Raw genomic sequence first — 26,226 nt, 5'->3', positions numbered from 1 at the left:
GATGAGCGATCTCGTCCTTCATAACTACTACCGCTCCTCCACCTCCTACAGGGTGCGGATCGCGCTGGAGATGAAAGGGCTGAGCTACACCTATGTGCCGCACCATCTGCGCCATGGCGAACATCTCGAGCCCGCTTATCTCGCGGTCAACCCGCAGGGCCTGGTGCCGGCGCTGGTGCTGGACGACGGCACACTGTTGACCCAGTCGCTGGCGATCATCGAATATCTCGACGAGACGGTGCCGGAGCCGCCGCTGCTGCCCAAGGATGCGCTGGGGCGCGCCCGCGTCAGGATGCTGGCGCAGATGATTGCCTGCGACATCCATCCGGTGAACAATCTGCGTGTGCTGACCTCGCTGCGCAGCTTGTTCGGCGCCGGCGACGACGACGTCGTCAATTGGTTCCGGCACTGGGTGAACGAAGGCTTCCAGCCGCTTGAAAAGCTGCTGGCTTCGTCGCCTGAGACCGGCACATTCTGCCATGGCGAGACACCGGGGCTCGCCGACATCTGCCTTGCCGCCCAGGTCACCAACAACGCCCGCTTCGGCATCGACATGGCGCCCTACCCGGAGATCTCGCGCATCCACGCCGCCTGCATGGCGCTTCCCGCCTTCCAGAAGGCGGCACCGCAGAACCAGATCGATGCCGAATAGAGAAGCCAAGGATGCAGACGAGGCAAAGGCGCTCGCCGACATTGAGGCGTATGGCTGCCACATCTTGTATGTCTTGGCAGAAGACGAGCATCCGCCGTTCGCCTATTCGGTCGGCATAGAGCACAATTTCAAGGTTCCCGAATTGGTCATTATCGGGCTGAAACCAGAGCTTTCCCAAAGCATCATCAACGAATATTGCCGGCGGGTGCGAAACGGCGAAAAGTTCGGCATCGGACAGCGAGCGTCAGGTTTCCTGGGCGGCGGCTTTGACTGTCAGTTCGGCTCCGTTCATCCGGACCAATATCCCGAACATTTCGGTTGGGACATCTGGTTCTACGACGGTGCGGATTTCCGCGTCATGCAACTCGTGTATCCGAATACCTCGGGCATATGGCCCTGGGACGCCGAAGCCGACGAGTGGTTTCGCAAGCGGCAGCCACTTCTCGACCAACCACCATCGCCAACTTAGCTTCGGACAGCTCACCCGTACTGTCTTTTGAACTGAAACATATGAAAGCACTCCCATGAAAGCTGTCGTCTTCGAAAAATTCGGCGAGGCGCCGACGATCCAGACCGTTCCCGACCCGAAGCCGGCGGCCGATGGCGTCGTCATCAAGGTCGAGGCGACAGGCCTTTGCCGCAGCGACTGGCATGGCTGGATGGGCCATGACAGCGACATCACCCTGCCCCATGTTCCGGGACATGAGCTGGCGGGCGTCGTCGTTGCTGCCGGCAAGCAGGTGAGCCGCTGGAAGGCAGGCGACCGCGTCACCGTGCCGTTCGCCGTCGGCTGCGGCCGCTGCTTCGAATGCACCTCGGGCAATCATCAGGTCTGCGAGCATCAGACCCAGCCTGGCTTCACCGGCTGGGGCTCGTTCGCCGAATATGTCGGCATCGAGCATGCCGACACCAATCTGGTGCGCCTTCCCGACGAGATGGAATTCGCCACCGCGGCCAGCCTCGGCTGCCGTTTCGTCACCTCTTTCCGCGCCATCGTCGACCAGGGCCGGGTGACGCCGGGCGAATGGGTTGCGGTGCATGGCTGCGGCGGCGTCGGTCTCTCGGCCATCATGATCGCCAGCGCCATGGGCGCCAACGTCATCGCCATCGACCTCACCGACGAGAAGCTGGACTTCGCCCAAAAAATCGGCGCGGTGGCGACGATCAACGCCTCGACGACGCCGAACGTGATCAAGGCGGTCAAGCAGATCACCAATGGCGGCGCGCATATGTCGATGGACGCGCTCGGCCACCCGACGACATGCTTCAACTCGATCGCCAATTTGCGCCGGCGCGGCCGCCACGTTCAGGTCGGGCTGATGCTGGGCGAGCATTCCCGCCCGCAGGTGCCGATGGACAAGGTGATCGCCTTCGAGCTCGAAATCCTCGGCAGCCACGGCATGCAGGCCTACCGCTATTCCGCGATGATGGAGATGATCCGCACCGGCAAGCTGAAACCCGAATTGCTGGTGGGCAAAAGGATCAGCCTCGAGGAGGCGCCGGCTGCTCTGATGGCGATGGGCGGCTTCGAGGGCATCGGCATCGGTGTGGTGACGAAGTTTTGAGTCGGAAACAACGCCCTCATCGCTCGGCTGTGCGCAATGGCGGACCCGGCTTTGCAAACTTCTTCGCCCCGAACACGCACACCACCACTCCAAGCGTGACGACCACCATCAATGGGCTGACCCGCTCATGCAGCAGCGTTGCCGCCAGCGCCAGGCCGAAGAAGGGCTGCAGCAATTGCAGCTGCCCGACGGCGGCGATGCCGCCCTGCGCAAGGCCGCGATACCAGAACACGAAGCCGATCAGCATGCTGAACAGCGAGACGTAAGCGAGACCGATCCACGCGCTGGAGCCAACGCTGGCGAAGGACGGCGGCAGCGTCGCAAGACTCAGCGCCAGCATGACCGGCAGCGACAGCGCTAGCGCCCAGCAGATCACCTGCCAGCCGCCGAGCTTGCGCGATAGCGCCGCGCCCTCGGCGTAGCCCAGCCCGCAGGCGATGATGGCGGCAAGCATCAAGCCGTCGCCGACCGGTGACGCGGTCACGCCTTGCGACAAGGCAAAACCCGCGACGAGCGCGCTGCCCAGGCATGAAAACAACCAGAAGGCCGGGCGCGGACGGTCGCCGCCGCGCAGCACGCCGAAGATCGCGGTCGCCAGCGGCAGCAGACCGACGAAGATAATGGAATGCGCAGCGGTGACGTGCTTCAACGCCAGCGCGGTCAGCAAGGGAAAGCCGACCACGACGCCCAGCGCGACGACTACGAGCGAAACCAGATCGCCTCGCGCCGGTCGCTTCTCGCGGAACAGGAACAGCATCGCGATCCCGAGCAGGCCGGCGATCGCGGCGCGGGCCGATGTCAGGAAGGTCGGGTCGAAATCCACCACCGCCACGCGCGTCGCCGGCAGCGAGCCGCTGAAGATCAGCACGCCGATGAAGCCGTTGAGCCAGCCGTTGAAACTCTTGTCCATCATCCGCTCCGTTTGCGCTTCCGTACCGGTGCGGCACGTGGCATTGCCAGAGACAATGGGGTACAATTCCACAAAACTGTAATGGTCCGCGGGGAAGTACAGATGGACGTATCCGGCCCAAATGCCAGTGGCGCCACTCTCGTCGAAACCGTCATGGCGGTGATCCGCCAGCGGATCGCGGCGCGCACGCTGACACCGGGAGCCCGCCTGCCGTCGATACGGGCCATGGCCAAATCCATGCAGGTTTCGAAGTCGACTGTGGTCGAAGCCTATGAGCGCCTCGCGGCGGAAGGCACGATCCGTTCGCGCCCGGGCTCCGGTTTCTATGCCGCCGGCCAGCTTGCGCCATTGTCGCTGGCCGAGATCGGCCCTCGGCTTGACCGCGCCGTCGACCCACTCTGGGTTTCCAGGCAATCGCTGGAAGCAGGTGAGATGCTGAAACCTGGCTGCGGCTGGCTGCCGGCGTCCTGGATGCCGCAGGCCGCCTTGCGCCGGGCTCTGCGCACCGCCGCCCGCGCGGACGACGTGGCGCTTGCCGATTACGGCACGCCGCTCGGCCTGCCGCCTTTACGCCAATTGCTGGCAAGGCGCATGGCCGGTCACGGCATCGAGGTTTCGCCCGACCAAATCATGTTAACCGATTGTGGCACCCAGGCGATCGATCTTCTGTGTCGCTTCCTGATCGAGCCCGGCGATGCGGTCCTGGTCGACGATCCCTGCTATTTCAACTTTCACGCGCTGTTGCGCGCCCACCAGGCCAAGGTCGTCGGCGTGCCTTACACACCTTCGGGACCGGACATCGAACTCTTCGCCGAGGCGCTCGCCGAGCACCGGCCACGCCTCTACATCACCAATTCCGGCATCCACAACCCGACGGGCGCGATCCTGTCGCCGGTCACCGCGCATCGGCTCCTGAAGCTTGCCGACCAGGCGGACCTCACCATCGTCGAGGACGATATTTTCGCCGACTTCGAGCATAGCCCTGCCCCAAGGCTCGCGGCCTTCGACGGGTTGCAGCGCGTCGTCCAGATCGGTTCCTTCTCCAAGACGCTGTCGGCCTCGGTGCGCTGCGGCTTCATCGCCGCGCCACCCGACTGGATGGAAGGCCTGACCGATCTCAAGATCGCCACGACATTCGGCGGTGCGCGGCTGTCCGCCGAACTGGTGCTGACCCTGTTGAAGGACGGCAGCTACCGCAAGCATGTCGAGCAATTGCGCACCCGCCTGTCGCGCGCCATGGCCGAAACCGGTGGCAAACTGAAAGCCATGGGTATCGTGCCTTGGATCGACCAGCCCACCGGCATGTTCCTGTGGTGCCGCCTGCCCGACGGCATCGACGCCGCCGACGTCGCCCGCCATGCGCTGGCGGAAAACGTCGTGCTGGCGCCCGGCAAAGTCTTCAGCCTGTCGCACACCGCCGGCCGCTTCATGCGCTTCAACGTTACCCAGTGCGCCGACGAGCGCATCTTCAGGGTGCTTGAGAGGGCGATGGCGGCGTCCCGCCGCTAGGTTGCGTCGCGGGCCGGTCCAACCTGAATATCAGGTTGCTGCCCGTTTGCGGCGCTCATACATCATCACCAGCGTCTCGGCCGTCAGCGCCGGCTTCTGCTCGCCTTCGATCTCGACGGTGTTCGCGGCCTTCATCAGATACTGGCCGGGACCGCGGTCCTCCATGGAAAGCAGCGTCGTGCGCAGCCTGATGCGCGCGCCGGACTTCACCGGCGCCAGGAAACGCACCTTGTCGAAGCCATAGTTGAAGGCGGCCTGGGTGTTTTCCGGCACGATGCCCATCTCGAGCGCCAATGCTCCGATGATCGACAGCGTCAGATAGCCATGCGCGATCGTGGTGCGGAACGGGCTCTGTCGTTTCGCACGCTCCGGATCGACATGGATCCACTGATGGTCGCCCGTGCATTCGGCGAACTGGTCGATGCGCTGCTGGTCGACCGTCGTCCAGTCCGACACGCCGATCTCCTGGCCGGCCATTGTCCGCAACTGTTCGAAGGTCGGCGGCGTTCTCGGCCGATTTTCCGTCATTCCTGCTTTCCTGGTGGCTTCTGCCAGTCTCCCGACCATGAACCGGCGGCTCCTGTCAATTCGCGGCGCGGCGATTTCACGCCTAGACGCGATTTCGCTCCTGGAGTTGACGGTTTTACGGCTGGCAGGAAACGCGCAGCCCCGCGCTCCGGTTGTTCAACGCACGAACCCGATTCGGAAATACTGGAAACCGGATGGCTCACTTGCCGTCGTAGCCTGCCCGGATTTCCGCCATCGCGTCCTTGATCCTGTCGCGCAGGATTTCGATCGATTCGGTGCCGGACTTCCGGACCAGGTCGGCGACCTCGCCGGCATTCTTCAGCGTTGTCTCGAAGGATTTCCTGGCGAAATCCACCTGCTTTGTCATCAATTGCTGCGGATTGCCCGGGGCCTGGTAGCTCTGTGCCATCCGGGTGATTTCGCTGAGCGCTTCCTGCACCATTTCGTGCTGCCTCGACAGAACGGACGACGCGCCGGCGGCACTTGCCCTGGCCGACTTCTCCAGAGCCTCGAGATTCTTGCGGTGATGATCGAGGATCGCCTGAACGTCGACCTTGGGCAGCTTCAGGTCGCGGCCGAACCTGCTGAAGATGTCGAGGAAAGAGTCGGATTCCGGTCGTCTTGCCATATCGTCGCCTCCCGATCTGCCGCCTTTTGCGGCGCCCGCTAGGGAGAATAGTGCGCGCCCGGCCCGCGTCAATTGAGGAGAAACAGCCGCTCGGCCGTATAGAGCACCAAACCGGCCAGGCCGCCGATCACCATGCCGTTGAAGCGGATATATTGCAGGTCCCTGCCGATGTTCATCTCGATCAGGCGCGTCAACTGGGCCAGGTCCCAGCGCTTGACCTGGTCGGCGATGAATTTCGACACGCCCCTCTTCTGGCTTTCGACGAAGGAGGCGAGCGCGACGACGAAGCCCTGGTTCATGTCGGCCCTGATCTGCGCATCGTCGGCCAGATGCCGGCCGACCTCGACGAACATGTTGGCAAGATGCTCGCGGATCATCGAATTGGGCGCCTTGGCGTCCTGCTCGATGAACAGGCGCAGGCTTGCCCACGTGTCGCCGGCCAGCGCCCTGACTTCCGGACGGCCAAGGAAATCGCGCTTCAGCTTCTCGGCGCGTCTTGCATATTGCTTCGACGTCCGTAGCTGCTCGATGAACCCGAGCGCGAAACGGTCGAATTCGCCGCGCATCGGATGATCGGGATCGGCCCGCACCTCCTCCAGCAGCGACCCGGCCGAAGCGACGATCTTCTTCAGGAGATAGGCGTCGGCACGAAACAGGTTGAACAGCGACGGCAGTTCCTCGCGGATCTTCTCGCGCATCGTCGTCAGGGCCTTCTCGTCGTTCAGGAAACGCCCGACCACCCTGGTGAACTCGTCGAACAGCTTCTGATGACGACGGTCGTCGGTGAGCGCCGACAACAGGTCGGCGGCAAGCGGCGCCAGCGGCACCTTCTCGATCTGCTCCAGCATGCGGCTGGTGGCGAAGTCGCGCAGCCCGGACTGCTCCACCGCGGCAAGTGTCTGCGGCACCAGCCGGGCGACGAACAGCGACAAGTCGGCGGCGCGTTCGGCATCGGCCAGCCAGTCGGCGACGAGAGCTGCAAAGTCGACCTCGGCAAGCTTTTCCCGCACCGGCTCCGGCGCGAGGAAATTGGCCTCGATGAAACGGCCGAGATTGTCGGCTATGCGGTGCTGGTTTTCCGGGATGATGGCGGTATGCGGGATCGGCAGGCCGAGCGGCCGCCTGAACAGCGCGACGACCGCATACCAATCAGCGAGCCCGCCTATGATCGCCGCCTCGGCAAAGGCGGCGACGAAGCCGAGCCAGGGATGATTGCCCTGGAAAGACTTGGCGAGCGAGAAGACGAGGACGCACAAAGCGAGCGCGGCCGCGGCGATGATCTTGGTCCGCCGCAATGCCGAGAGCTTTGCCTGCGCATCGGCGTCGAATCGAACCGGCGCGAGGGCCGGAGCTGATCGTGACATGGAAAGGCCGTTTCCTATTTGCACCCGGACTTATCTAGTGCCTGCGCCGGCGAAACGCCCGCTCAAAAGCGTATGAGGCATATCGGGCCGGCCATGCGCACCGGCATGCACAAAAAGTTGACACGATTATTCAGCTATGTGGCGGTCCAGTCTGGAATTGTTCCAAACTATGGGCCATATTCGGCTCAAGCTAATATTTTCGCGAGGATACCATGCGGCTCACGCGCCAGACCAACTATGCGATGCGCATACTGATGTACTGCGCTGCGAACACCGACAGGCTGAGCCGTATCCCCGAGATCGCCGCCGCCTACTCGGTTTCGGAGCTGTTCCTGTTCAAGATCCTGCAGCCACTGGTCGAAGCAGGCTTGGTCGAAACCGTGCGCGGCAGGAACGGCGGCGTGAGGCTCGGCCGCCCGGCCGAGCAGATTAGCCTGTTCGATGTCGTACGCGTCACGGAAGAGAGCTTCGCCATGGCCGAATGCTTCGAGAACGACGCCGCCGAATGCCCGCTGGTTGACAGCTGCGCGTTGAATTCGGCGCTGCGCGAGGCGCTCAACGCCTTCTTCGCCGTGCTCTCCCGCTACACGATCGCCGACCTCGTCGCGGCGCGCCCGAACGTGCGCCACCTGCTTGGCATCGACCTGTTGGAGCAGCGCGCTCCGGCGGCGTAATCGAACCCTGGGCTCGGTTTTCGAGGGCGCCGCCGCCCACGGCTTCCCGGGCGCGCCGCCGTCCATGACTTGGTCATTCACAGGCGGAGCGAGGAGCGCAGCGACGCAGCTACGCCTAAGCCGCCGATTGCGGCAGCACGAACGGCACGCTTGCCGAAGGCAGCACGCCGACCTTGAGGCGGCAGTCGAAGACCTTTTCGATCAGTTCGTCGTTGAGCACGTCTTTCGGCGAACCGGCAGCCGCCACTTGGCCGCGATGCAGCACTGAGATGCGGTCGGCATACATTGCCGTCAGGTTGAGGTCGTGCAGGATCGCCACCACGCCGCCGCCTCGCCGGGCGAAATCGCGCGCGATGTCCATGATGATGAGCTGGTGCTTGACGTCGAGGCTGGAAACCGGCTCGTCGAGAAAGAGATAGCGCGGCCTGCCCTCCAGTACCGGCGCCCAGACCTGGCACAGCACGCGCGCAAGCTGCACACGCTGCTGCTCGCCTCCGGAAAGCTCCTGGTAGAAGCGCCCGGCAAAACCATCGAGATCGACGCGCGCCAGCGCTCGCTCAGGCAGGCGCGCATCCTCGCCGGGCAGCACGCCCGAACGGCCTCCGATCAGGCCGAGGCGAACGATCTCACGCACAGTGAACGGAAAGGACAGACTGGTCGACTGCGGCAGCACGGCGCGCCGCATCGCTGCCTCGACCGGTTTTATGGTCGATAGATCGCGGCCGTTGAGCGTGACCGTGCCGGCATAGGCGAGCTCACCCGTCAGCGCCCTGAGCAGCGTCGTCTTGCCCGAGCCGTTCGGTCCGACGATGGCCGTCACCTCGCCCGGCGGCGCCGCGAAATCGACATGGGATACGATGCGCTTATTGCCGATCGCCACCGAGATGTCGCGTGCATCGATCATGGACAGCTCACAAATCGACGATGCCGCGCTTGCGCAGCAGTATCCACAGGAAGAACGGCGCACCGGTCACTGCCGTGACGATGCCGATCGGCAGCTCGGCCGGAGCGACGATCGTGCGGGCGATCGCGTCGGCGAGCAGCAGCAGCGAGGCGCCGAGCAAGGCCGAGGCCGGCAAAAGGTAGCGGTTGTCGGGACCGATCGCGAGACGCAAGAGATGCGGCACGACGATGCCGATGAAGCCGATGCCGCCGCTGACGGCAACCGACGCGCCGACCGCCGCCGAAACCCCGACGATGGCCGTGTATTTCAGCCGCTGCACCGGGATGCCGAGATGGCCGGCGGTTGCCTCGCCGAGCGCCAGCGCGTTGAGGCCCCGCGACAGGAACGGCATCGCGGACAGTGCCAGTACGATTACCGGGCCGACGGTGCCGATCTTCGGCCATGTCGCGCCGGCAAGCGAGCCGAGTTGCCAGAAGGTCAGGTCGCGCAACTGCCGGTCGTCGGCCATGAAGATCAGGATGCCGGTGAGCGCGATGGCAAGGGCGGCGATGGCGAGGCCCGCGAGCAGCATCGTGGCAACCGATGTCCGGCCCTGACGCGTCGCGATGGCGTAAAGCAACAATGTCACCGCCAAGCCGCCGAAGAAAGCCGCCAGCGGCAAGGCGAGCGAGCCGAGGGCGAGCGTGACAGGTGCGAGCCAGGTCGTGCCGAGCACGATGATCGCTACCGCGCCAAGGCTCGATCCGGCAGAGACGCCGATCAGGCCGGGATCGGCAAGCGGATTGCGGAACAGGCCCTGCATTACCGCGCCGGAAACGGCGAGAGCGGCGCCGACCAGCACTCCAAGCAGGACGCGCGGCATGCGGATGTCGAAGACGATCAGCTGGTCGCGGGCGGCGAGCGCCGCATCGACTGGCACGGTTCCCGTGAGCCAGTCACGAATGGCTCGGACGGCGGACGCGTCCGAAGCGCCCGAGGTCAGCGACAGGAACACGGACAGCGCAAGCGCAAGCGACAAAAGCAGGATGACGACCCTTGCCCGTGCCGATCGGTCGCCGGCGGATGCCATCGCCCCACCTGCCGGACCGGCAATCGACTGTTCGGCCATGGCCGCTCAGTCCGTGACCTGGCTGCCGTAGAACGAGACGGCAAGATCGTGGATGGCTTCGGCCGTGCGCGGCCCGAAACCCAGCAGATAGCCGCCGTCCATACTGATCACCTTGCGGGCGATGCCCGCGGGCGTCGACGCGATCGACGGGTTCGCGAACAACTCGTCCTCGGCGATCGGAGGGCCAGCGTTCTTCATCGTCAGGATCACATCCGGCCTGGCGGTGACGATCGCCTCGTCCGACATCTGCTTGTAGCCGGAGAAGCCGTCGACCGCGTTGACCGCGCCGGCGAGCTTGATGATGCCGTCGCCGGCGGTGTCGCTGCCGGCGGCCAGGATCTTGCCGCCCTGCGTCGACAGCACGAACAGGATGCGCTTGCGCTCCTTGATCGAAGCCGTCTGCTTCTCGGCCGACTTCAGCTTCGCATCGATCTCGGTCGCCAGTTTCTCGGCCTTGGCGTCGACGCCCAGCGCCTTGCCGACGATGCGGATCTTTTCGAGGATGCCTTCATGGCTGTAGCGCTCGGGTACCTCGATGAAGGGCACTCTCGACTTTTTCAGCACATCGACCGCTTCCTTCGGGCCGCTGCCGTGGAGCGCGAGAATCCCCGACGGATTGACCGACAGCACGCCCTCCGGCGACAGCGCACGCATGTAGCCGACATCGGGCAGCTCGAGCGCGGCTTGCGGGAAAGAGCTGGTCGAATCTCGGGCGACGAGATGGCCTTCCTCGCCAAGCGCGTAGACGATCTCGGTGATCGAGCCGCCGATCGAAGCGATCCGCGACGTATCCGAGAAGACGGCCGTGTTTTCATTTGCTCCGGCAGGCGGAGCGGCGAAAGCAAGCAGAACGCCAAGCAATGGCGCAAGCGCCGAGCGGAAACGGAAGACAACACACATCGGGCCTTGCCTCATGCAGCGGTCGGGCTGGGAATGCGGGGCAGGTTCTCGGCGAGGAAGCGCCAGTCCTCCCGCTCGCCCTCGCCTTCGTGGCGCTTGCCGAAGAACTGGATGATCATGCCGCCCTTGGCGTCATAGGCCTCGAGCGAGGTGACATGGCCGTCCTTGGTTGGCTTGCGCACCGCCCAGACTTCTTGGATGTGATCGGTCCTGAGATGCAGGTGGAAGGTCTCGTCCAGCACATTGATCCACGGCCCCATCGGCTTAACCGACTTGATCGGGCCGGAATGGATCTGGATGCAGCCGCGGTTTCCGACGAAGCACATGATCGGCATTTCGCCTTCGGCAGCGTGGTGGAACATGGCGCTGACGGCATCGTTGTCGAGCAGCCAGGCATAGTCCTGGCCGACCATGCGCACCGCCTGGCGGCGGCTGAGCTTCAACGTCTTCAGCATGCCGAAGAATTGATGCACGTCGGTCATCCGGCTCCAGCGGTCGCGCAGGTCGTCGGTGGTCGCAACTGAGCCTTCCACTTCGCCTTCCGGCGCTCTTGGGGCGATTGTGACGCTTGGTTCTTGGTTTGACGCTTCGAGGTCCGCCACCAGCTTCTGGTAGGTGTAGAGATTCGACGCTGGCCGCAGATGCACCTTGTGCACCGCCTCGCCGGCCGCATCGAAGAACTGCAGGCTGCGACGGATCTCGCCGCCGTCGCGCTTTTCGACGGCAAAACCGTGTACCCACATCTTCGGGAAGATGCGCAGGTCGATGTTCTCGCCAAGCACCATGGCATTGTGGTTGCCGGTGACGATCTTGTCATAGACGCCGATCTTCTCGTGCACGGCGCTCTCGTTGCGGGTCAGCGCCATCACCTCGCCGACCGCTTCGAGGCCGGTCAGCAGATCGTTGACGCGCGGCTCGACGCGCACGGCGCCTTGGCCGCAATGCGCCGAGACCAGCTCGGCTTCCGAAATGCCGAGTTGGGCCGCAAGATCACGCTCTCGCAGCTTCGGATTGTCTTCCCGCGCCCGCCGGATCTCGTCCGGCGACGGCTTCACGCGCTGGTCCATGTCGTCCACCTACCCACTTCCTGTCTGCTCTGTTTGGCGGCCGCCCGCTGGCCGCGCTTACTTGTTGAGGATCAGCTTGCCCTGGCGGGTGATCTTGAGGCGGTAGAGCGCGCCGTGATGCTCGATGCCGATCTCGTCCTCGCCCTGGAACAGCGTGTTGCTGGAGAGCGTGCGCACCGCCATCGGCACGCGCTCGAATCGCGTTGGCGTGTCGTCTGAACGGCGGACGCGATAGCGGAAGTCGTTGGGATTGTACGTGTTCATCTCGTTCGGTCCTTTCCTGTGCCGGCCACCTGGCAGGCGCCTCGTAAAATGCCGATTAAATTCTTGACTCGAATAATCATGTTTACTAGTCGTGCATTACTGGACTAAATGAGTCAACATTTAAGACGCCGGATGTGATCAAAAATGCGAGCGAGCCCCGCGCCAGCCAGCATCGAGCCTGAAAATTTGGAGCTGGGGCATGGGGTTGGTGAATTGGGGACGGCCGACAGATCGGTCGATGGCGAAGGGAATGGCGGCGCTGCTTGCCGGCGCTGCGGCAATCGCGCTCGGCATGCCGGCGGCCAAAGCGCAACAGGCCACGCAGCCTCCGGCTGACCAGCAGACGGATCAAGCAAAGAAGACTGACGAGAAGCCTGCAGGCGGCTCGACCCTGCTCGACAAGATCCTGGTCATCAGCCGCACTGGCGAAACGGCGATCCAGTCGCTGGCATCGGCCAGCCATGTCGATAGGGAACAGCTCGACCGCCGCATGGCGACGACGCCGAACGAAATGCTGCTCGGCGTTCCGGGCGTCGCCGTCCAGGCCGACGCGCGGCGCGTCAGCTCCAGCATCAACATCCGCGGCCTGCAGGATTTCGGCCGCGTCGCGGTGATCGTCGACGGCGCCAGGCAGGACTTCCAGCGCTCCGACCACGGCACGCAGTCGACTTTCTATGTCGATCCCGAGCTCATCAAATCGGTCGACGTGATCCGCGGCCCGGTCGCCAACACCTATGGCTCCGGCGCCATCGGCGGCGTCGTCTTCTTCGATACCAAGGATGCCGAGGATTTCCTCAAGCCGGAGGAAAGCTGGGCCGCCTCCGTTACCGGCCGCTATGAAAGCAACGGCAAGGGCTGGACCACCAGCGCCAGCGGCGCCTACCGCTTCAACGAGAACTGGGATGTTCTGGGCAACATCGTCTATCGCGACTACGGCGACTACAAGAATGGCGGCGGCGACACCGTGGCCGGCACCGGCTTCGATGTGCTGAGCGGTCTGCTCAAGACCACCATTCGTCCGAGCGAAAACAGCGAGCTGAAGCTCGGCTGGATCGGCTCGAGCGACGGCTGGACGGAGACCAGCAGCGGCGTTCCCGCCAACGATGTCGACCTCAAGTCGAACACCTTCACCGCCCGCTACAACATCACCGACGATGCCAAGAGCTGGCTCGACCTCCACATCAACGCCTCCTACAACAAGACCAACCTCGATCTGAAGACGCTCGTTCCGCAGAACCGGTTCGACCCCAGCACGGGTCTGCCCGTGGTGCTGCCCGCCGGCTCGCTGTCGACCTTCGATGTCGGGACGACCGGCATCGACATCTGGAACACGTCGCGCTTCGAGGCCGCCGGCATCGCGCATGAGCTGACCTATGGCGGCGACTGGGTCGGCGATGACGTCGAGACCGGCGGCACAGCCGGCGGCGACAGCTTCTACACGCCGTCGGGCAAACGCAACGTCTCCGGCGCCTACATCCAGGACAAGCTGACCTGGGAATGGATCGAGATCATCGCCGGCCTGCGCTACGACAGTTACAGCCTGAAGGACTCCGACCACGAGACATCGGGTGACAGGCTGTCGCCGCGCATCACCGTCGGCGTCTCGCCTTTCGAAAGCGCCGGCCTCGCGGGCCTGCAGTTCTATGGCACCTACGCGGAAGGCTACCGGTCACCCTCACTGACGGAGACGCTGATCAGTGGCAATCACCCCGCCGGCGTCACCTTCCCGTTCCTGCCCAACCCCAATCTCAAGCCTGAAACCGGCAAGACCGTCGAGTTCGGTGTCAACTACAAGCAGAACGATATTCTCGAGGCCGGCGATGCACTGCGGCTCAAGGCCGCCTATTTCAACAACAATGTCGAGGACTATATCGACGGCGTCACGCTCTCGGCTTTCGATCCGACCAGCGGCTGCCCGTTCGGCCCGGGCATCCCGATCTGCTTCCAGTACCAGAATTTTGCCAAGGCCAAGATCAATGGCTTCGAGCTGGAAAGCGTCTACGACGCCGGCTGGAGCTTTGCCGGCCTCTCGGCCTCGATCATCAACGGCCACACCGTCTCTTATGAAGGCGAGCGGGCCGACCTCGCCACCATCCCTTCTTCGCAGGTGACGGCGCAGCTCGGCCTCCGTTTCCTCGAAGACAAGCTCACCGTCGGTGGCGAAGTGCAGTACAACGGCAAGCCCAGGGGCAATCCGGTGGCTAAGGACTATACGCTGGTCAATGCCTTTGCCAGCTACCAGGCGACGGACAATCTCAAGGTCGATTTCCGTGCCGACAATCTGTTCGACGTCAAATACACCAACCCGCTCAACGGAAGCACGACCGCGGTTCTCTACGAACCCGGCGTCACGCTGAAGCTGGCGGCAACCATGCGCTTCGGAGGCTGACCGGACATGCCACGCTCAACGACATCGCTTCGTCTCTTGGCGCTGGCGATGTCGCTCGGCCCGGTGCCGGCGTGGGCCCAGTCCACGCCGGCACCGGCCTCGGTTCAGGCTCCAGTTCCGACATTGAGCCTGGAGCTCAACGCCGCGCAGCCCTCCGACAAGGGCTGCCGGCTGGCCTTCGTCGTCAACAACGCGCTCGGCGCCGACCTCTCGAAGGCGGCTTTCGAGATCGCGCTGTTCAACGAGGTCGGCGTTGTCGATCGCCTCACCGTGCTCGACTTCAAGGATCTGCCGGCCAGCAAGACGAAGGTCACCCGCTTCGACCTCGCCGGCGCCGATTGCGGAAAGATCGGCCGCGTGCTGATCAACAGCGCGACGGAATGCGTCGGCACCGGCGTCGATCCAGCGGCTTGCATGCGCGGTCTGAAAACCTCGACCAAGACCGGCATCGCTTTTGGTGTATAGAGATGGGACTGCATCTGGCCCTCCCGCAGGACACCATGGCATGGCCCGCTCCCGGCACGCTGCCATGGGCGGCAACCGATCTTGATTTGACAACTCCCCATCGCGCGCGGCAGGTCTCGGCGCCAGATATGCAGGACATCGATCACCTCTCCGACGCAGGCAGCGAATTGGCGGTCACGCCGGCCGAGCAGCTTGTGCAGCCGCGGCAAACGGCCGGGCCGCGCAAATGGCCAGTGGCCATCGTCGCCTCCGGCCTGCTCCATGGCGCCGTGGCGGCGGCGTTTCTGATCGCGCCCGCCGGAACATTCGACTCTCAAGACGCGATCCAGGCCGAGGGCACCGACCAGTCAGGCGCCAACGCCCAGGGCAGCGCCTTGAATGACGCCGCGTCCGGCGCGGTGGATGTAACCTTGGTGCCGGATCCGCAACCGGTGAAACCGCGGGCCGTAGAGCCCACTCCGCCAGCCGAAGCGCCGCAACCGGCAAGCGAACCGGTGACGTCTCAGCCCAAGCCAGAAGCCGTCAAAGAGCCAACCCCCACGCCGGATATCCTGGCGGCCGCCGCGCCGCGCCAGGCCGATCAGAGTGTTCCCAAGGACAGCGATCCGACAGCCGCGATCGAACCTCGAAGCGCCGAAGCGCGCCCCGCCGAGCCCGAGCAACCGCCGGCCCCGGCCGTAGCGCGAGCCGGATCGGCAGGGTCAGGCCAACCCGTTGAAACGCGCGGCGCGGAAACAGCGGATGGCGATGCGCGCGATGCGCCGGTCATCGCCAGCAGGGGCAAGGTAAAGGCCGCCGCCGGCAACGCCCTGGAATCCCGCTACAGTGGCGAAATTCAAAAGAAGCTTGCCCGCGCCAACCGTCGCGTTTCGAAATCGGTCCAGGCCAAGGCTCGCAACAATGCCAGGGTGGTTTTCATCGTCGGGGCCGACGGCAGCATCAGCGACTTGCAGCTCGCCGAAAGCTCAGGGTCTGCCGAGCTCGATGAATTCGCCCTGACGCTGGTGCGCAAGCAGGCCCCCTTCCCTCCCATTCCACCCGAGACCGGAAGGTCAAGTTGGCTGTTCAAAGCGCGGATCGGGCCCTTTTAGGCCCACCGCTGAAGCCGTCTTAACCCGTCAGGATTCATCCATTTCGAAAGGAATACCAATGTACATCGCCATGAACCGCTTCAAGGTCCAGAACGGCTCGGAAGAAGTCTTCGAGGACGTCTGGAGGAACCGAGACTCCAACCTTTCCGAAATGCAGGGTTTCAAGGAATTCCATCTGCTGCGCGGTCCGGTCAACGAGACCGAAGGCTACACGCTGTTCGCCTCGCACACCGTCTGGGCCAGCCATGAGGATTTCATCGCTTGGACCAAATCGGAAAACTTCCGCGCCGCCCACCGCAACGCCGGTACCTCGAAGGTGCACTATCTCGGCCATCCCCAGTTCGAGGGCTTTTCGGTCGTCGAAGGCGCCTGACCGCCGCTGTCGCGGCAGCCGTTGACAATATTCGCTGCCGCTATGCGGCCGCAAGCAGGCTGGCATTGCCGCCGGCCGCCGTCGTGTCGACGCAGACGGCGCGCTCATGGGCGTAGGCCGCCGGGTTGAGCACCTCGCTGACCAGCGGCACGATCGGCCCGGCGCGCTCGGCGATCACCTTGCGCACGACGCGCGCCGCCTCGGGCGTGCCGGAGAAGGCGACGACGTCGACGCGCAGCGACCGTGCCTCGACCGGGTCGGGCCGGCCGTCGATCGCCGCGAGCGGCAGCCCCTTCCCGGTCAGCGCCGACAGCGCTGCCGGCGCGCCGGGCGCCACCGCCAGAACGGCGTTGCCGGCTGCAAGCGCCTGGATCGTTTGCGCAAGCAGCGTGTCGGCATCCGGTCCGAGGCAGAGCACCCGCCCGCGCGGCGCCAGCGACAGCGTGTTGGCCTCGCCGGTCGGGCCGGGCAGGTCGACCTGCCCGAAATCGAGGCTCGCAGCCGCCGCAATCGCCGCCGCGCCCTTGCCGCGCAGATGCTTTCGCAGGATCGCCACGCGATCCGGCCGCGTCGACCAGCCGCCAAACGTCGGATCCGGCATATTGTCAGTGAGTTCGGTGGCGGTGACCTTATGGCCTTCGCCAACCTCCGTGCCGGCTTCCGGTCCCTTCCGGAAACGGCGCAGGTAATGCGGCCCGCCGGCTTTCGGTCCGGTGCCCGACAGACCCTCGCCGCCGAAAGGCTGCGAGCCGACGACAGCACCGATCTGGTTGCGGTTGACATAGATGTTGCCGGCATGGATGCCGTCGACGAAATGTTGGACGCGGCCCTCGATGCGGGTATGCAGGCCGAAGGTCAGGCCGTAGCCCTTGCGGTTGATGGCGGCAATCACCGCGTCGATGTCGTCGGCGTCGAAGGTCGCGACATGCAGCACCGGGCCGAACACCTCGCGCTCCATCTCTTCGATGCCCTTGACGCGGAAGACATGCGGCGCGACGAAGCGGCCGTTCTTCGGCGCCTCCAGCTTGGCGATCAGCCGGCCTTCCAGCCCCTTCTTCGTGCAATAATCGCTGATCGAGGCCTGCGCCTCGTCATCGATGACCGGGCCGACATCGGTCGAGATCACCCAGGGATCGCCGACATTGAGCGCTTCCATCGCGCCCTTCAGCATCTCCAGCATCTTCTTCTCGACATCCTTCTGGACATAGAGCACGCGCAGCGCCGAGCAGCGCTGGCCGGCACTCTGGAAGGCGGACGCAAGGATGTCGCGCACCGCCTGCTCGGGCAGCGCGGTGGAGTCGACGATCATGGCGTTGAGCCCGCCGGTTTCGGCGATCAGCATGGCGTCGGGCGCCGCCGTCTCGGCCAGTTGCTTCTCGATCAGCTTGGCCACCTCGGTCGAGCCGGTGAAGCACACGCCGGCGATGCGCGGATCAGCGGTGAGCGGCGCGCCGACCGACGGACCGTCGCCCGGCAGAAGCTGGATGACGTCCTCCGGCACACCGGCCTCGCGCAGCATCTCGACAGCGCGGAACGCGATCAGCGGCGTCTGCTCGGCGGGCTTGGCGATCACCGAATTGCCGGTGACCAGCGCCGCAGCGATCTGGCCGGTGAAGATCGCCAGCGGGAAATTCCAGGGCGAGATGCAGACGATCGCGCCGCGCGCTTCGGTGCCCGCCTCGGCATTCGCCGCCTCGGCGGCGTAATAGCGCAGGAAGTCGACCGCCTCTCGCACCTCTGCGACACCGTCGGCCAGCGACTTGCCGGCCTCTCGCGTTGCGAGCGCGAAGAACTCGGCGGCGTTGGCCTCGTAGAGATCGGCGGCGCGGTTGAGGATCGCGGCGCGCTCGGCAACCGGGCGTCTTGCCCAGGCCGGCTGCGCGTCGACGGCGATGCGCACGGCGGTCGCCACCTGCTTGGCCGCCGCCTCATGCACGGTGCCGACGATTTCGTCGGGCTTGGCCGGATTGACGATCTGGCGCTGCTTGCCGTAGCCGGCGGCGCACGTGACAGGTTTGGCATGCCAGCGGTCCGTACCGGAGAACTCAGCCCTCGCCCTGTCGATGGCTGCGAGCGTCACCGAGTCGCTGATGTCGAAGCCTTTGGAATTGCGCCGGCCGGCGCCGAAGATTGCGGCGGGACGCGCGATCGCGGGATTGGCGGCGGGACCCTGTTTCTCGACGGCCTCGAGCGGATCGCGGGCGATCTGTTCCGGCTCAACCTCCTCGTCGGTCAACTGATGCACGAAGGACGAGTTGGCGCCGTTTTCCAAGAGCCGTCGCACCAGATAGGCGAGCAGGTCGGAATGCGCGCCGACCGGCGCGTAGATGCGGCAGCGGGTACTTTCGGATTTGCGCACCGTCTCGTGCAGGGATTCGCCCATGCCGTGCAGGCGCTGGAACTCGAAGGAATCGCGGTCCTTCGCCATCGACAGGATGGCGGCGACCGTATGCGCATTGTGCGTGGCGAATTGCGGATAGACGCGGTCGGTCATCGACAGCAGTTTCCGCGCGCAGGCCAGATAGGAGACGTCGGTGTTGGTCTTGCGCGTGAAGACCGGATAGCCGGCGAGCCCGAGCGTCTGCGCCCGCTTGATCTCGGTGTCCCAATAGGCGCCCTTCACCAGCCGCACCATGATGTTGCGGTCGTATTTCCTGGCGAGCGCGTAGAGCCAGTCGATGACGAAGGCCGCGCGCGGGCCATAGGCCTGGACGACGACGCCGAAACCGTCCCAGCCGGCAAGTTCCGGCTCGGCCAGCACACGTTCGATGACATCGAGCGACAGATCGAGCCGGTCAGCCTCCTCCGCGTCGATGTTGAGGCCCATGCGCGAATGCCGCGCCGCAAGCGCCAACGACAGAAGCCGCTCGGCCATTACCGGCAGCATCTTCTCCTTCTGCGCCACCTCGTAGCGCGGATGAAGGGCGGAGAGCTTGACCGAAATGCCGTGATTGTAGCGGATGTCGGGTCCGTTCGAGCCGGCGTCGAGCGAGGAAATCGCATCCGCATAGGCCTTGTGGTAGCGCAGCGCATCGGCCTCGGTGCGTGCCGCCTCGCCCAGCATGTCGAAGGAATAGAGGTAGCCCTTCTGTGTCATCGGTCGGCCGCGCCTGACGGCCTCTGCGATGGTGCGGCCGAGCACGAACTGCTCGCCCATCTCGCGCATCGCCGCCGCAACGGCTTTGCGGATAACCGGCTCGCCGAGCCTTCTCACCATGGCGCGCAGCGTGCCTTCGATGCCGCCCTCGCCTTCGTCGAGCACGCGGCCGGTCAGCATCAGCGCCCAGGTCGAGGCGTTGACGAAAATGGAACTCGAGCTGCCCGAATGCGCCGACCAGTCATGCGGCGCGATCTTGTCGGCGATGAGATCGTCCATCGTCTCGGCGTCGGGCACGCGCAGCAGCGCTTCGGCCAGACACATCAGCGCCACGCCTTCCTTGGTCGACAGGCCGTAGGCCGAGAGGAAAACCTCCATCAACCGAGGGTCCGATGAGCCGCGCACCGCGCGCACCAGGTCGGTCGCCCGGGCTGAGATCGCCTTGCGCTCTTCCGCCGAAAGCCCGGCCGCCGCAGACAATCGCTTCACCGCCTCGTCTTCGTCGGGCATGTAGTTGGCGCGGATCTGCTGGCGGATGGCGTCAAGCGGCATGTCGGGTCCATGAAAGCAAGCGTTAGCGAGCGGTCTGGCGGTCGCCGGACCGAATGACGCAAGCTAGCATAGCTGCAGACTCCGATCGGTCCAAAGAAATTGACAGGATAGTTCGATCGAACTATCATGTGGATAGATTTCCCGTCATTTAGACCACCGCATCGATGATCGAAGACCAATTGGACCGCATAGATCGCAACATCCTGTCCGCGCTCGGGCGCGACGGCAGGCTTTCCATGTCGGAACTGGCTTTGAAGGTCGGTCTGTCGAAGACGCCGGTGCAGGCGCGGGTGAAGCGGCTGGAGAAGGACGGCTATATAAGAGGCTACCGCGCCATCATCGACCGCGAGCGCATGGGCGAAGGCCATGTCGCCTTCGTGCAGGTGAAGCTTTCCGATACGCGCTCGGCCGCGCTCGACGCTTTCAACCGCGCGGTGCAGGGCGTGCCGGAAATCGAGCAATGCCACATGATGGCATCGAGCTTCGATTATCTGCTGAAAGTCCGCACCACCGACATCGCCGCCTATCGCCGCGTGCTCGGCGAGCGCATCTCGGCTCTGCCGCACGTTGCGCAGACATCTACCTTTGTAGCGATGGAGACGGTGAAGGACCGATGATCATGATCCCGAAAAGTGGACGCCGGTTTTCGGATAGATCATGGTCCGACAAAAAAGAGATAGAGCCTCATCCCGATTCTATCGGGATGTATCAGGCTCTAGCTATTCGGATAAGGTCTTGAGGAAGGCCACCAGCGCTGCCCGTTCACGATCGGACAGGTCGAGCGGATGGACTTCCGAAACGCCCTCGACGGCAGCCGGCGCCTTCGAATAGTGCGCGACGACTTGGTCGAGCGACGAGAACTGCCCGGCATGCATGTAAGGCGCACGGGCAGCCGCGCCTCGCAGCGACGGCGTCTTATAGGCGCGTAGCAATTGCTGCCCGTCCTTCACCATGAAACGCAACTCTCGGCAGGCGCCGGCGTCCCCGTCACGGAACTTACCGAAGCAGTTGAACGGATCGGCCTGGACCTGGGCTACAGCATCGACCCGGCCGCGATCCGGCGGCAGATCCTTGACCGGCGGCACGCCAGTGTTGTGGAAAGCATTGTCGGTAAAGCGCGGGCCGTTGTGGCAGGTCACGCAATTGGCCTTGCCGACGAACAGCTTCAGCCCGAGGATCTCTTCCGCCGAGAAGGCAGCATCACCCTGCGGCTTGGCGCCGGTCGCAAGATCGATGGCGAAGCGGTCGAAGCGCGTCTGCTCAGGCTCAATCGACCGCTCGAAGGCCGCGATCGCCTTACCGATATTGGCGAAGACGCGGTTGACGTCCTCTTGCTGGCCGGCCGGCATGGCGTTCCACGCCGCCTTGTCCGCATCGGTGCCGAGCGGGCTGGCATTGGCCGGCACAGTCGAGAGATCGGGCAGCGGCCCGAAGATGCGCTCGTAGCGCTCGCCGAACCGGCTCTTGATATAATGCGCGAAAGCTGCGCGGTTGCCGGCCTGCTCCAGCGGATTTTCGAGCGGCGTCAGGGCCTGCGCCCAAAGGCTGTCGCGCCGCCCGTCCCAGAAAAACCATGGATCGCGCGCCACGCCGACCAGCGGCATGGTGCGCCGATTGGTTCGGCCGACGCCGACCGCTTGCGGCAGGTCGTCCTGGAACTGGCGGTCGATCTTGTGGCAGGTCGAGCAGGACACCGTGCCGTCGCGACTCATGCCGACATCGAAGAACAATGTCGATCCGAGCGCAGCCGCGGCCGGCACGTCGGCATATTGGTTCGTGGTGTCAGATTTCAGTGCCGGCAGCGTGTTCAGCGCCAGCGAGGCGATGGTCTTCTTCTCGGCATCGCTGAACTCAGGCTTGCCGCAGCCGCCAAGGAAGGCGAGCGCGGCAAGAGCGGCCAGGCTTGCGACGCGGGCAAGACGCCTCATCGGCCACTCACAACACGATGTTGAAGACGACGGAATCGGAACCCGCCGCCGCCGAGATGACGAAGCGCAGCTGCCACCAGCCGCTCATGGTGAATTTGACGCCGTCGATGCGGTAGCGTCCTTCGCCCAGATAGTCGGTCGCCTGCGGACTGGTCGGCAGGCCGTGATTGTGCTGCGGCATGCCGCCCGAAATGGTGATCGCGGCACCTTCCACCGGGGCGCCGGCGGCGGTTTTCAGCGTCAGCAGCCAGGACTGCAGCTCGCCTTGCCGAATGACGCCGCGTTCCGGCTCGAAGCTGGCGACGAACAGGCCGCTCGCCGTCCTCTTCGAACGCGACGTGTCGGGACCTGGCGCCGAATGCGGCGCCGTCAGATAGACGACCGCCAGGATGCCGACGAGCAAGGCAGCCAGACCGAGACCCGCAAGAATGTAACGCCATATCGATGCCAAACCGGTTCCTCTTCGGCTGATAACGTCGCGGGCTGGGTGCAGCATCCCGCCCCACCTGTGGGAAATCGCTTCTGGCGCAAAAAACGGCCCGAGCCAAGCATGGCGCTGCCGCTCGCAAAAAGCTACAGCACCAGAGCTTTAGGAGGACAAGCCGCATGGAAGCCAATGGTATCGTGTCGATCGGCGAGTGCATGCTGGAACTGTCGGGCCAGAACGGCCCAAATTGGCGCATGGGCTTTGCCGGCGACACCTTCAACACGCTGTGGGCGCTGCATGCGCTGAGCCCGGACCGGCCGGCGACCTATGTGTCGGCCTTCGGCGACGACCCTTTCTCGCGCGATCAGATCGGCTTCTTCGCCCAAAACGGCATCGGCATCGGCAACAGTCCGGTCATTGCCGGCGCCAGGCCCGGGCTCTACGCCATCACGCTCACCGGAGCCGAGCGCGCCTTCACCTATTGGCGAAGCGACGCAGCGGCGCGCCAGCTCGCCTCCGATCCGGGGGCACTCGCCAAAAGCCTTGAAAACCAGGCGCTTGTCTATTTTTCCGGAATCACCCTGGCAATTCTGGACGACGCGGCGCGCAAGACCCTGCTTGCGGCCATCGCAGCCGCCCGCTCGGCGGGCTCGCTCGTCGCCTTCGACCCAAACTACCGTCCCAGGCTCTGGTCAAGCCGTGAAACCGCGCAGGCTGCGATCCTGGGAGCGCTCGCCGTCGCCGATATTGCGCTGCCCACATTCCCGGACGAACAAATGCTGTTCGGCGATGGGACACCGCAGGCGACCGCCGAGCGGCTTGGCAAGCGGCCTGGCGAAGTCGTCGTCAAGAATGGCGAGCAGCCGGCATTGATTGCCGTGCACGGCGTCTCGGAAACAGTCGACGCCGTGCATGTCGCCACGCCCGTCGACACCACCGGCGCCGGCGATTCCTTCAACGGCGGCTATCTCGCCGCGCGCCTTGCCGGCCATGCGCCCGCCGACGCGGTTCGGCGCGCGCATCGCGTGGCTGCAGCCGTCGTTCAGGTGCGCGGCGCTCTGGCGCCCTTCGAGATTCTAAGAACAGCCTTTGAAGGCTAAATCATGTCTCCCGAAAGTGGGATGCGTGAAATCAGAAACCTAAAGCGTATGGCGCGAATCTGAAAGATCGCGACGCGCTTTAGACGAGCTGTGGCAGGCGGAACCTGTATTCCGTCACCTGGTGGTAGATCTGGCCAGGCCACAATGTGGCCTGCGGGAAATAGGGCCTGTTCGGCGCATCCGGCCATGTCTGTGCTTCGAGGCAGAAACCGGAAAACGGCTTGTAGAGGCGGCCATCCAGCCCAGGCGATGATGGCGCGACATACTGGCCGATATAGAGCTGCAGGCCAGGCTCGGTGGTCCAGACCTCCATCTCGACGCCGGAACTGGCGCCCTGCACCCAGGCCGCCTGATGGAGCGGTCCACGGCTGGAGGCGAGGCAGTAATTCAGGTCGTAAGGAAGCTGCTCCCCTTCCGTTTCCATGCGCAGCAGCCGCGACTGTCGGAAGTCGTAGGGCGTGCCGTCGACCGGCTTCACCGCGCCGGTCGGGATCATCTCGCTGTCGACCGGCGTATAGGCGCCGGCATTGAGCATCAGCCGGTGGTCGAGGATGTCGCCGGCGCCGCCGTCGTCGAGATTGAAGTAGGAGTGCTGCGCCAGATTGCAGAGCGTCGGCTCCTCGCAGGTCGCGGTCAGCTCCATGCTGAGCGTGCCGGGGATCTTCAGCCGGTAGGTGCAGGTGACGTCCAGCGCGCCTGGAAAGCCCATCGTACCGTCGGGATCGTGCAGCGTCAGCGTCACGAAATCGCGGCCGTGCAGCGAGACCGTCCACGGCCGGTGGAAATAGCCTTCCGAGCCGCCATGCAGCGTGTGCTTGGCGAGAAAATTGCGGTCCGTCTGGTAGCGTTTGCCGGCGATGGTGAAGCGGCCGTCGCGGATGCGGTTGGCGAAGCGGCCGACCACGGCGCCGAAATAGGCGCGGTCGGTCTCATAGGGCTCGAACCGGTCGTAGCCCAGCACCAGCGGCGCATCGTGGCCGGAGAGCCGCAGGTCCTGGATGATCGCGCCGAGCCCGATGATACTGGCGGTGAGGCCGCCGCCCCTGATGGTGAAGCGGCGAACGGCCTCGCCCGCTTGCGTCGTGCCGAAGACCTCGCCGTCCTTCATCGCAGTGCCCGAAACCTCGCTTCATGATCCGTGGATTTAGGCCGGCTGCGTCTCGTCCGGCAAGGGCAAGCCAATCCGCCCGCCCTGCTCCATGGATGATTGTCAGAGGCCGAGGCCGCCGAAGCAGGCATATTTGGTGTCGAGATAGTCCTCGATGCCCTGATGCCCGCCTTCGCGGCCGAGACCGGATTCCTTGACGCCGCCGAACGGCGCCTCGGGCGTGGTGATCAGCCCTTCATTGACACCGACCATGCCGTATTTCAGACCTTCCATCACCCGGAAGGCGCGGCCGAGATCGCCGGTGTAGAAATAGGAGGCGAGGCCGAACTCTGTGTCGTTGGCCAGAGCGATCGCCTCTTCCTCGGTCCCGAACTTGAACACGGGCGCGACCGGTCCGAAGATTTCCTCCTTCATGAAGCGCATCTTCGGCGTGGCCTCGGCGATCACCGTCGGCTGGAAGAACGAGCCGCCGAGCGCATGGCGCTTGCCGCCGGCGACGATCTTGCCGCCCTTGGACGTCGCATCGGCGATCAGCTCCTCGACCTTCTCGACCGCCTTCTCGTCAATCAGCGGTCCCTGCTGCACGCCTTCCTCCAGCCCGGAGCCGACCTTCAGGTTGTTGCTGGCGGCGGCGAGCTTCTCGACGAACTTGTCATAGATGCCGGCCTGCACGAGGAAGCGGTTGGTGCAGACGCAGGTCTGGCCGGAATTGCGGTATTTGGCGGTGATGGCTCCGGCGACAGCACGATCGACATCGGCGTCGTCGAAGACCAGGAACGGCGCATTGCCGCCGAGCTCCATCGACACTTTCTTGACCGTCGAGGCCGACTTCTGGATCAGGATCTTGCCGACTTCGGTCGAGCCGGTGAAGGTGATCTTCTTGACCAGCGGATTGGTGCAGAGCTCGTCGCCGATCTCGCCGGCCGAGCCGGTCAGGATGTTGATGACGCCCTTGGGGAAGCCGACCTCTTCGGCGAGCGCGCCCCAGGCGAGGCCCGAATAAGGCGTCTGCGAAGCCGGCTTGACCACGGTCGTGCAGCCGGCGGCAAGCGCGGGGCCGATCTTGCGGGCAAGCATCGAGGACGGGAAATTCCAGGGCGTGATGGCGGCGATGACGCCGACCGGCTCCTTGGTTACCAGGATGCGGCGGTCGCCCCACGGCGACGGCACGATGTCGCCATAGACACGCCGGCCTTCCTCGGCGAACCAGAGGATATAGCTCGCGGCCGAGCCGATCTCGCCCTTGGACTCGAACAGCGACTTGCCCTGCTCGATGGTGAGCAGCTCTGCCAGAACGTCCTGATTGTCCATCATCGCGTCATGCAGCTTGCGCAAGAGCTTCGAACGTTCGAGCGCGGTGGTCTTGCGCCAGGTCTTGAAGGCTTCCTCGGCGGCCTCGATGGCGCGGCGGGTTTCGGCCTTGCCGGCCTTCGGCACCGTGCCGATCTTGAGGCCCGTGGCCGGGTTGTTGACGTCGATGGTCTGGCCGCTGTCGGCCTGCACCCATTCGCCGTTGATGAGATTGGCCTGGCGCATGAAATGACTGGTTTTCTGAAGCATGGTCTGGCCTCCGTTCGGCGCGCTGATCGGCCGTTTTTCTGAATATTCGATAGGCGTGCAGGG

The 26,226-nt window shown here is 64.6% G+C and carries 25 protein-coding genes; 11 read left to right on the top strand and 14 right to left on the bottom strand.

The features are described from left to right. Position 1: 1 nt before the first annotated feature. The 3 genes from maiA to QAZ22_RS17845 are packed head-to-tail and all read left to right on the top strand — an operon-like array spanning position 2 to position 2,217. The gene (gene maiA / locus QAZ22_RS17855; RefSeq protein WP_278202071.1) at positions 2-652 is read left to right on the top strand and encodes a maleylacetoacetate isomerase; all 651 of its coding nucleotides are present in this window, start codon (positions 2-4) and stop codon (positions 650-652) included. Beyond that, positions 642-1,121 (top strand): DUF4262 domain-containing protein, encoded by a 480-nt coding sequence (locus QAZ22_RS17850; protein WP_278202070.1) that lies wholly within the window; start codon positions 642-644, stop codon positions 1,119-1,121. Before maiA ends, QAZ22_RS17850 begins: the two co-directional genes overlap by 11 nt. Positions 1,122-1,176: 55 nt before the next feature. Next, the gene (locus QAZ22_RS17845; protein WP_278202068.1) at positions 1,177-2,217 is read left to right on the top strand and encodes a zinc-dependent alcohol dehydrogenase family protein; all 1,041 of its coding nucleotides are present in this window, start codon (positions 1,177-1,179) and stop codon (positions 2,215-2,217) included. Between the two features lie 16 nt (positions 2,218-2,233). On the opposite strand, the gene QAZ22_RS17840 is transcribed toward QAZ22_RS17845, so the two are convergent. Beyond that, entirely contained in the window at positions 2,234-3,127 is an 894-nt protein-coding gene (locus tag QAZ22_RS17840) for a DMT family transporter (protein ID WP_278202067.1), read from the bottom strand. Positions 3,128-3,229: 102 nt separating this feature from the next. Between QAZ22_RS17840 and QAZ22_RS17835 the strand changes: the two genes are divergently transcribed. Beyond that, positions 3,230-4,636 (top strand): PLP-dependent aminotransferase family protein, encoded by a 1,407-nt coding sequence (locus QAZ22_RS17835; RefSeq protein ID WP_278202066.1) that lies wholly within the window; start codon positions 3,230-3,232, stop codon positions 4,634-4,636. Positions 4,637-4,666: 30 nt separating this feature from the next. Here the strand turns inward: QAZ22_RS17835 and QAZ22_RS17830 are convergent, their stop codons facing one another. The 3 genes from QAZ22_RS17830 to QAZ22_RS17820 all read right to left on the bottom strand — a co-directional run bounded on the left by QAZ22_RS17830 (position 4,667) and on the right by QAZ22_RS17820 (position 7,156). Beyond that, positions 4,667-5,164, bottom strand: a complete 498-nt coding sequence (locus tag QAZ22_RS17830; protein WP_126088743.1) for a MaoC family dehydratase — start codon at positions 5,162-5,164, stop codon at positions 4,667-4,669. Between the two features lie 199 nt (positions 5,165-5,363). Continuing rightward, the gene (gene phaP, locus QAZ22_RS17825) at positions 5,364-5,792 is read right to left on the bottom strand and encodes a TIGR01841 family phasin (protein WP_278202065.1); all 429 of its coding nucleotides are present in this window, start codon (positions 5,790-5,792) and stop codon (positions 5,364-5,366) included. A 68-nt stretch (positions 5,793-5,860) separates the two neighbouring features. Continuing rightward, entirely contained in the window at positions 5,861-7,156 is a 1,296-nt protein-coding gene (locus QAZ22_RS17820; protein ID WP_278202064.1) for a DUF445 domain-containing protein, read from the bottom strand. A 212-nt stretch (positions 7,157-7,368) separates the two neighbouring features. On the opposite strand from QAZ22_RS17820, the gene rirA reads away from it, so the two are divergent. Then, positions 7,369-7,830: an iron-responsive transcriptional regulator RirA gene (gene rirA, locus QAZ22_RS17815; RefSeq protein WP_278072988.1), complete on the top strand. Its 462-nt coding sequence runs from the start codon at positions 7,369-7,371 to the stop codon at positions 7,828-7,830. Between the two features lie 115 nt (positions 7,831-7,945). Here the strand turns inward: rirA and QAZ22_RS17810 are convergent, their stop codons facing one another. Genes QAZ22_RS17810 through hemP form a run of 5 tightly spaced genes read right to left on the bottom strand, consistent with a single transcriptional unit; the run spans position 7,946 to position 12,073 of the window. Next, entirely contained in the window at positions 7,946-8,734 is a 789-nt protein-coding gene (locus QAZ22_RS17810) for a heme ABC transporter ATP-binding protein (RefSeq protein ID WP_278202063.1), read from the bottom strand. A 7-nt stretch (positions 8,735-8,741) separates the two neighbouring features. Then, positions 8,742-9,842: an iron ABC transporter permease gene (locus QAZ22_RS17805; RefSeq protein ID WP_278202062.1), complete on the bottom strand. Its 1,101-nt coding sequence runs from the start codon at positions 9,840-9,842 to the stop codon at positions 8,742-8,744. 6 nt (positions 9,843-9,848) lie between these two features. Beyond that, on the bottom strand, positions 9,849-10,742 hold the full coding sequence (locus tag QAZ22_RS17800) for a hemin ABC transporter substrate-binding protein (RefSeq protein WP_278202061.1): 894 nt from the start codon (positions 10,740-10,742) through the stop codon (positions 9,849-9,851). 11 nt (positions 10,743-10,753) lie between these two features. Continuing rightward, a complete protein-coding gene (locus QAZ22_RS17795) occupies positions 10,754-11,809 on the bottom strand; it encodes a hemin-degrading factor (protein ID WP_278207873.1) in 1,056 nt (351 codons plus the stop codon). A 57-nt stretch (positions 11,810-11,866) separates the two neighbouring features. Beyond that, positions 11,867-12,073, bottom strand: a complete 207-nt coding sequence (hemP, locus tag QAZ22_RS17790) for a hemin uptake protein HemP (protein WP_278202060.1) — start codon at positions 12,071-12,073, stop codon at positions 11,867-11,869. Positions 12,074-12,272: 199 nt separating this feature from the next. On the opposite strand from hemP, the gene QAZ22_RS17785 reads away from it, so the two are divergent. From QAZ22_RS17785 to QAZ22_RS17770, 4 genes are read left to right on the top strand one after another with little or no spacing between them, the layout of a single operon-like run. Next, positions 12,273-14,462, top strand: a complete 2,190-nt coding sequence (locus QAZ22_RS17785) for a TonB-dependent hemoglobin/transferrin/lactoferrin family receptor (protein ID WP_278202059.1) — start codon at positions 12,273-12,275, stop codon at positions 14,460-14,462. 6 nt (positions 14,463-14,468) lie between these two features. Further along, complete coding sequence (locus QAZ22_RS17780) at positions 14,469-14,927, top strand: hypothetical protein (RefSeq protein ID WP_278202058.1); 459 nt, start codon at positions 14,469-14,471, stop codon at positions 14,925-14,927. 2 nt (positions 14,928-14,929) lie between these two features. Then, positions 14,930-16,018: a TonB family protein gene (locus tag QAZ22_RS17775; RefSeq protein ID WP_278202057.1), complete on the top strand. Its 1,089-nt coding sequence runs from the start codon at positions 14,930-14,932 to the stop codon at positions 16,016-16,018. Between the two features lie 58 nt (positions 16,019-16,076). Beyond that, complete coding sequence (locus QAZ22_RS17770; RefSeq protein ID WP_278202056.1) at positions 16,077-16,391, top strand: antibiotic biosynthesis monooxygenase; 315 nt, start codon at positions 16,077-16,079, stop codon at positions 16,389-16,391. A gap of 40 nt (positions 16,392-16,431) precedes the next feature. Here QAZ22_RS17770 and putA read toward each other — a convergent pair whose 3' ends face one another. Continuing rightward, positions 16,432-20,040: a bifunctional proline dehydrogenase/L-glutamate gamma-semialdehyde dehydrogenase PutA gene (gene putA / locus QAZ22_RS17765; protein ID WP_278202055.1), complete on the bottom strand. Its 3,609-nt coding sequence runs from the start codon at positions 20,038-20,040 to the stop codon at positions 16,432-16,434. A gap of 164 nt (positions 20,041-20,204) precedes the next feature. On the opposite strand from putA, the gene QAZ22_RS17760 reads away from it, so the two are divergent. Next, the gene (locus tag QAZ22_RS17760; RefSeq protein WP_278202054.1) at positions 20,205-20,657 is read left to right on the top strand and encodes an Lrp/AsnC ligand binding domain-containing protein; all 453 of its coding nucleotides are present in this window, start codon (positions 20,205-20,207) and stop codon (positions 20,655-20,657) included. 102 nt (positions 20,658-20,759) lie between these two features. On the opposite strand, the gene QAZ22_RS17755 is transcribed toward QAZ22_RS17760, so the two are convergent. Together QAZ22_RS17755 and QAZ22_RS17750 are read right to left on the bottom strand one after the other, a co-directional pair. Continuing rightward, positions 20,760-21,968, bottom strand: coding sequence for a cytochrome c peroxidase (locus QAZ22_RS17755; RefSeq protein ID WP_278202053.1), 1,209 nt, complete (start codon positions 21,966-21,968; stop codon positions 20,760-20,762). Between the two features lie 7 nt (positions 21,969-21,975). Further along, entirely contained in the window at positions 21,976-22,419 is a 444-nt protein-coding gene (locus QAZ22_RS17750; protein ID WP_278202052.1) for a FixH family protein, read from the bottom strand. Between the two features lie 155 nt (positions 22,420-22,574). Between QAZ22_RS17750 and QAZ22_RS17745 the strand changes: the two genes are divergently transcribed. Beyond that, positions 22,575-23,495 (top strand): sugar kinase, encoded by a 921-nt coding sequence (locus QAZ22_RS17745; RefSeq protein ID WP_278202051.1) that lies wholly within the window; start codon positions 22,575-22,577, stop codon positions 23,493-23,495. 79 nt (positions 23,496-23,574) lie between these two features. Here the strand turns inward: QAZ22_RS17745 and QAZ22_RS17740 are convergent, their stop codons facing one another. Both QAZ22_RS17740 and QAZ22_RS17735 read right to left on the bottom strand, forming a co-directional pair. After that, the gene (locus QAZ22_RS17740; RefSeq protein WP_278202050.1) at positions 23,575-24,603 is read right to left on the bottom strand and encodes an aldose epimerase family protein; all 1,029 of its coding nucleotides are present in this window, start codon (positions 24,601-24,603) and stop codon (positions 23,575-23,577) included. A 102-nt stretch (positions 24,604-24,705) separates the two neighbouring features. Continuing rightward, entirely contained in the window at positions 24,706-26,163 is a 1,458-nt protein-coding gene (locus QAZ22_RS17735) for an NAD-dependent succinate-semialdehyde dehydrogenase (protein WP_278202049.1), read from the bottom strand. Between the last annotated feature and the right edge of the window lie 63 nt (positions 26,164-26,226).

Origin of the sequence: Mesorhizobium sp. WSM4906, from assembly GCF_029674625.1 — a bacterium.
In the GTDB taxonomy this organism is placed as follows: domain Bacteria; phylum Pseudomonadota; class Alphaproteobacteria; order Rhizobiales; family Rhizobiaceae; genus Mesorhizobium.
Note: the sequence above shows the minus strand (reverse complement) of the source record. Positions and strands in the feature narration are given on the sequence as shown.

Excerpts from the sequence above, each read along its gene's own strand:
- QAZ22_RS17810 (WP_278202063.1), bottom strand. The coding sequence starts at position 8,734 with ATGATCGATGCACGCGACATCTCGGTGGCGATCGGCAATAAGCGCATC.
- QAZ22_RS17775 (WP_278202057.1), top strand. The coding sequence starts at position 14,930 with ATGGGACTGCATCTGGCCCTCCCGCAGGACACCATGGCATGGCCCGCT.
- hemP (WP_278202060.1), bottom strand. The coding sequence starts at position 12,073 with ATGAACACGTACAATCCCAACGACTTCCGCTATCGCGTCCGCCGTTCA.
- QAZ22_RS17850 (WP_278202070.1), top strand. The coding sequence starts at position 642 with ATGCCGAATAGAGAAGCCAAGGATGCAGACGAGGCAAAGGCGCTCGCC.
- QAZ22_RS17835 (WP_278202066.1), top strand. The coding sequence starts at position 3,230 with ATGGACGTATCCGGCCCAAATGCCAGTGGCGCCACTCTCGTCGAAACC.
- QAZ22_RS17820 (WP_278202064.1), bottom strand. The coding sequence starts at position 7,156 with ATGTCACGATCAGCTCCGGCCCTCGCGCCGGTTCGATTCGACGCCGAT.
- QAZ22_RS17830 (WP_126088743.1), bottom strand. The coding sequence starts at position 5,164 with ATGACGGAAAATCGGCCGAGAACGCCGCCGACCTTCGAACAGTTGCGG.
- QAZ22_RS17760 (WP_278202054.1), top strand. The coding sequence starts at position 20,205 with ATGATCGAAGACCAATTGGACCGCATAGATCGCAACATCCTGTCCGCG.
- putA (WP_278202055.1), bottom strand. The coding sequence starts at position 20,040 with ATGCCGCTTGACGCCATCCGCCAGCAGATCCGCGCCAACTACATGCCC.
- QAZ22_RS17740 (WP_278202050.1), bottom strand. The coding sequence starts at position 24,603 with ATGAAGGACGGCGAGGTCTTCGGCACGACGCAAGCGGGCGAGGCCGTT.
- QAZ22_RS17840 (WP_278202067.1), bottom strand. The coding sequence starts at position 3,127 with ATGGACAAGAGTTTCAACGGCTGGCTCAACGGCTTCATCGGCGTGCTG.
- QAZ22_RS17780 (WP_278202058.1), top strand. The coding sequence starts at position 14,469 with ATGCCACGCTCAACGACATCGCTTCGTCTCTTGGCGCTGGCGATGTCG.
- QAZ22_RS17800 (WP_278202061.1), bottom strand. The coding sequence starts at position 10,742 with ATGTGTGTTGTCTTCCGTTTCCGCTCGGCGCTTGCGCCATTGCTTGGC.
- phaP (WP_278202065.1), bottom strand. The coding sequence starts at position 5,792 with ATGGCAAGACGACCGGAATCCGACTCTTTCCTCGACATCTTCAGCAGG.
- QAZ22_RS17735 (WP_278202049.1), bottom strand. The coding sequence starts at position 26,163 with ATGCTTCAGAAAACCAGTCATTTCATGCGCCAGGCCAATCTCATCAAC.
- rirA (WP_278072988.1), top strand. The coding sequence starts at position 7,369 with ATGCGGCTCACGCGCCAGACCAACTATGCGATGCGCATACTGATGTAC.
- QAZ22_RS17795 (WP_278207873.1), bottom strand. The coding sequence starts at position 11,809 with ATGGACCAGCGCGTGAAGCCGTCGCCGGACGAGATCCGGCGGGCGCGG.
- QAZ22_RS17785 (WP_278202059.1), top strand. The coding sequence starts at position 12,273 with ATGGGGTTGGTGAATTGGGGACGGCCGACAGATCGGTCGATGGCGAAG.
- QAZ22_RS17845 (WP_278202068.1), top strand. The coding sequence starts at position 1,177 with ATGAAAGCTGTCGTCTTCGAAAAATTCGGCGAGGCGCCGACGATCCAG.
- maiA (WP_278202071.1), top strand. The coding sequence starts at position 2 with ATGAGCGATCTCGTCCTTCATAACTACTACCGCTCCTCCACCTCCTAC.
- QAZ22_RS17770 (WP_278202056.1), top strand. The coding sequence starts at position 16,077 with ATGTACATCGCCATGAACCGCTTCAAGGTCCAGAACGGCTCGGAAGAA.
- QAZ22_RS17805 (WP_278202062.1), bottom strand. The coding sequence starts at position 9,842 with ATGGCCGAACAGTCGATTGCCGGTCCGGCAGGTGGGGCGATGGCATCC.
- QAZ22_RS17755 (WP_278202053.1), bottom strand. The coding sequence starts at position 21,968 with ATGAGGCGTCTTGCCCGCGTCGCAAGCCTGGCCGCTCTTGCCGCGCTC.
- QAZ22_RS17745 (WP_278202051.1), top strand. The coding sequence starts at position 22,575 with ATGGAAGCCAATGGTATCGTGTCGATCGGCGAGTGCATGCTGGAACTG.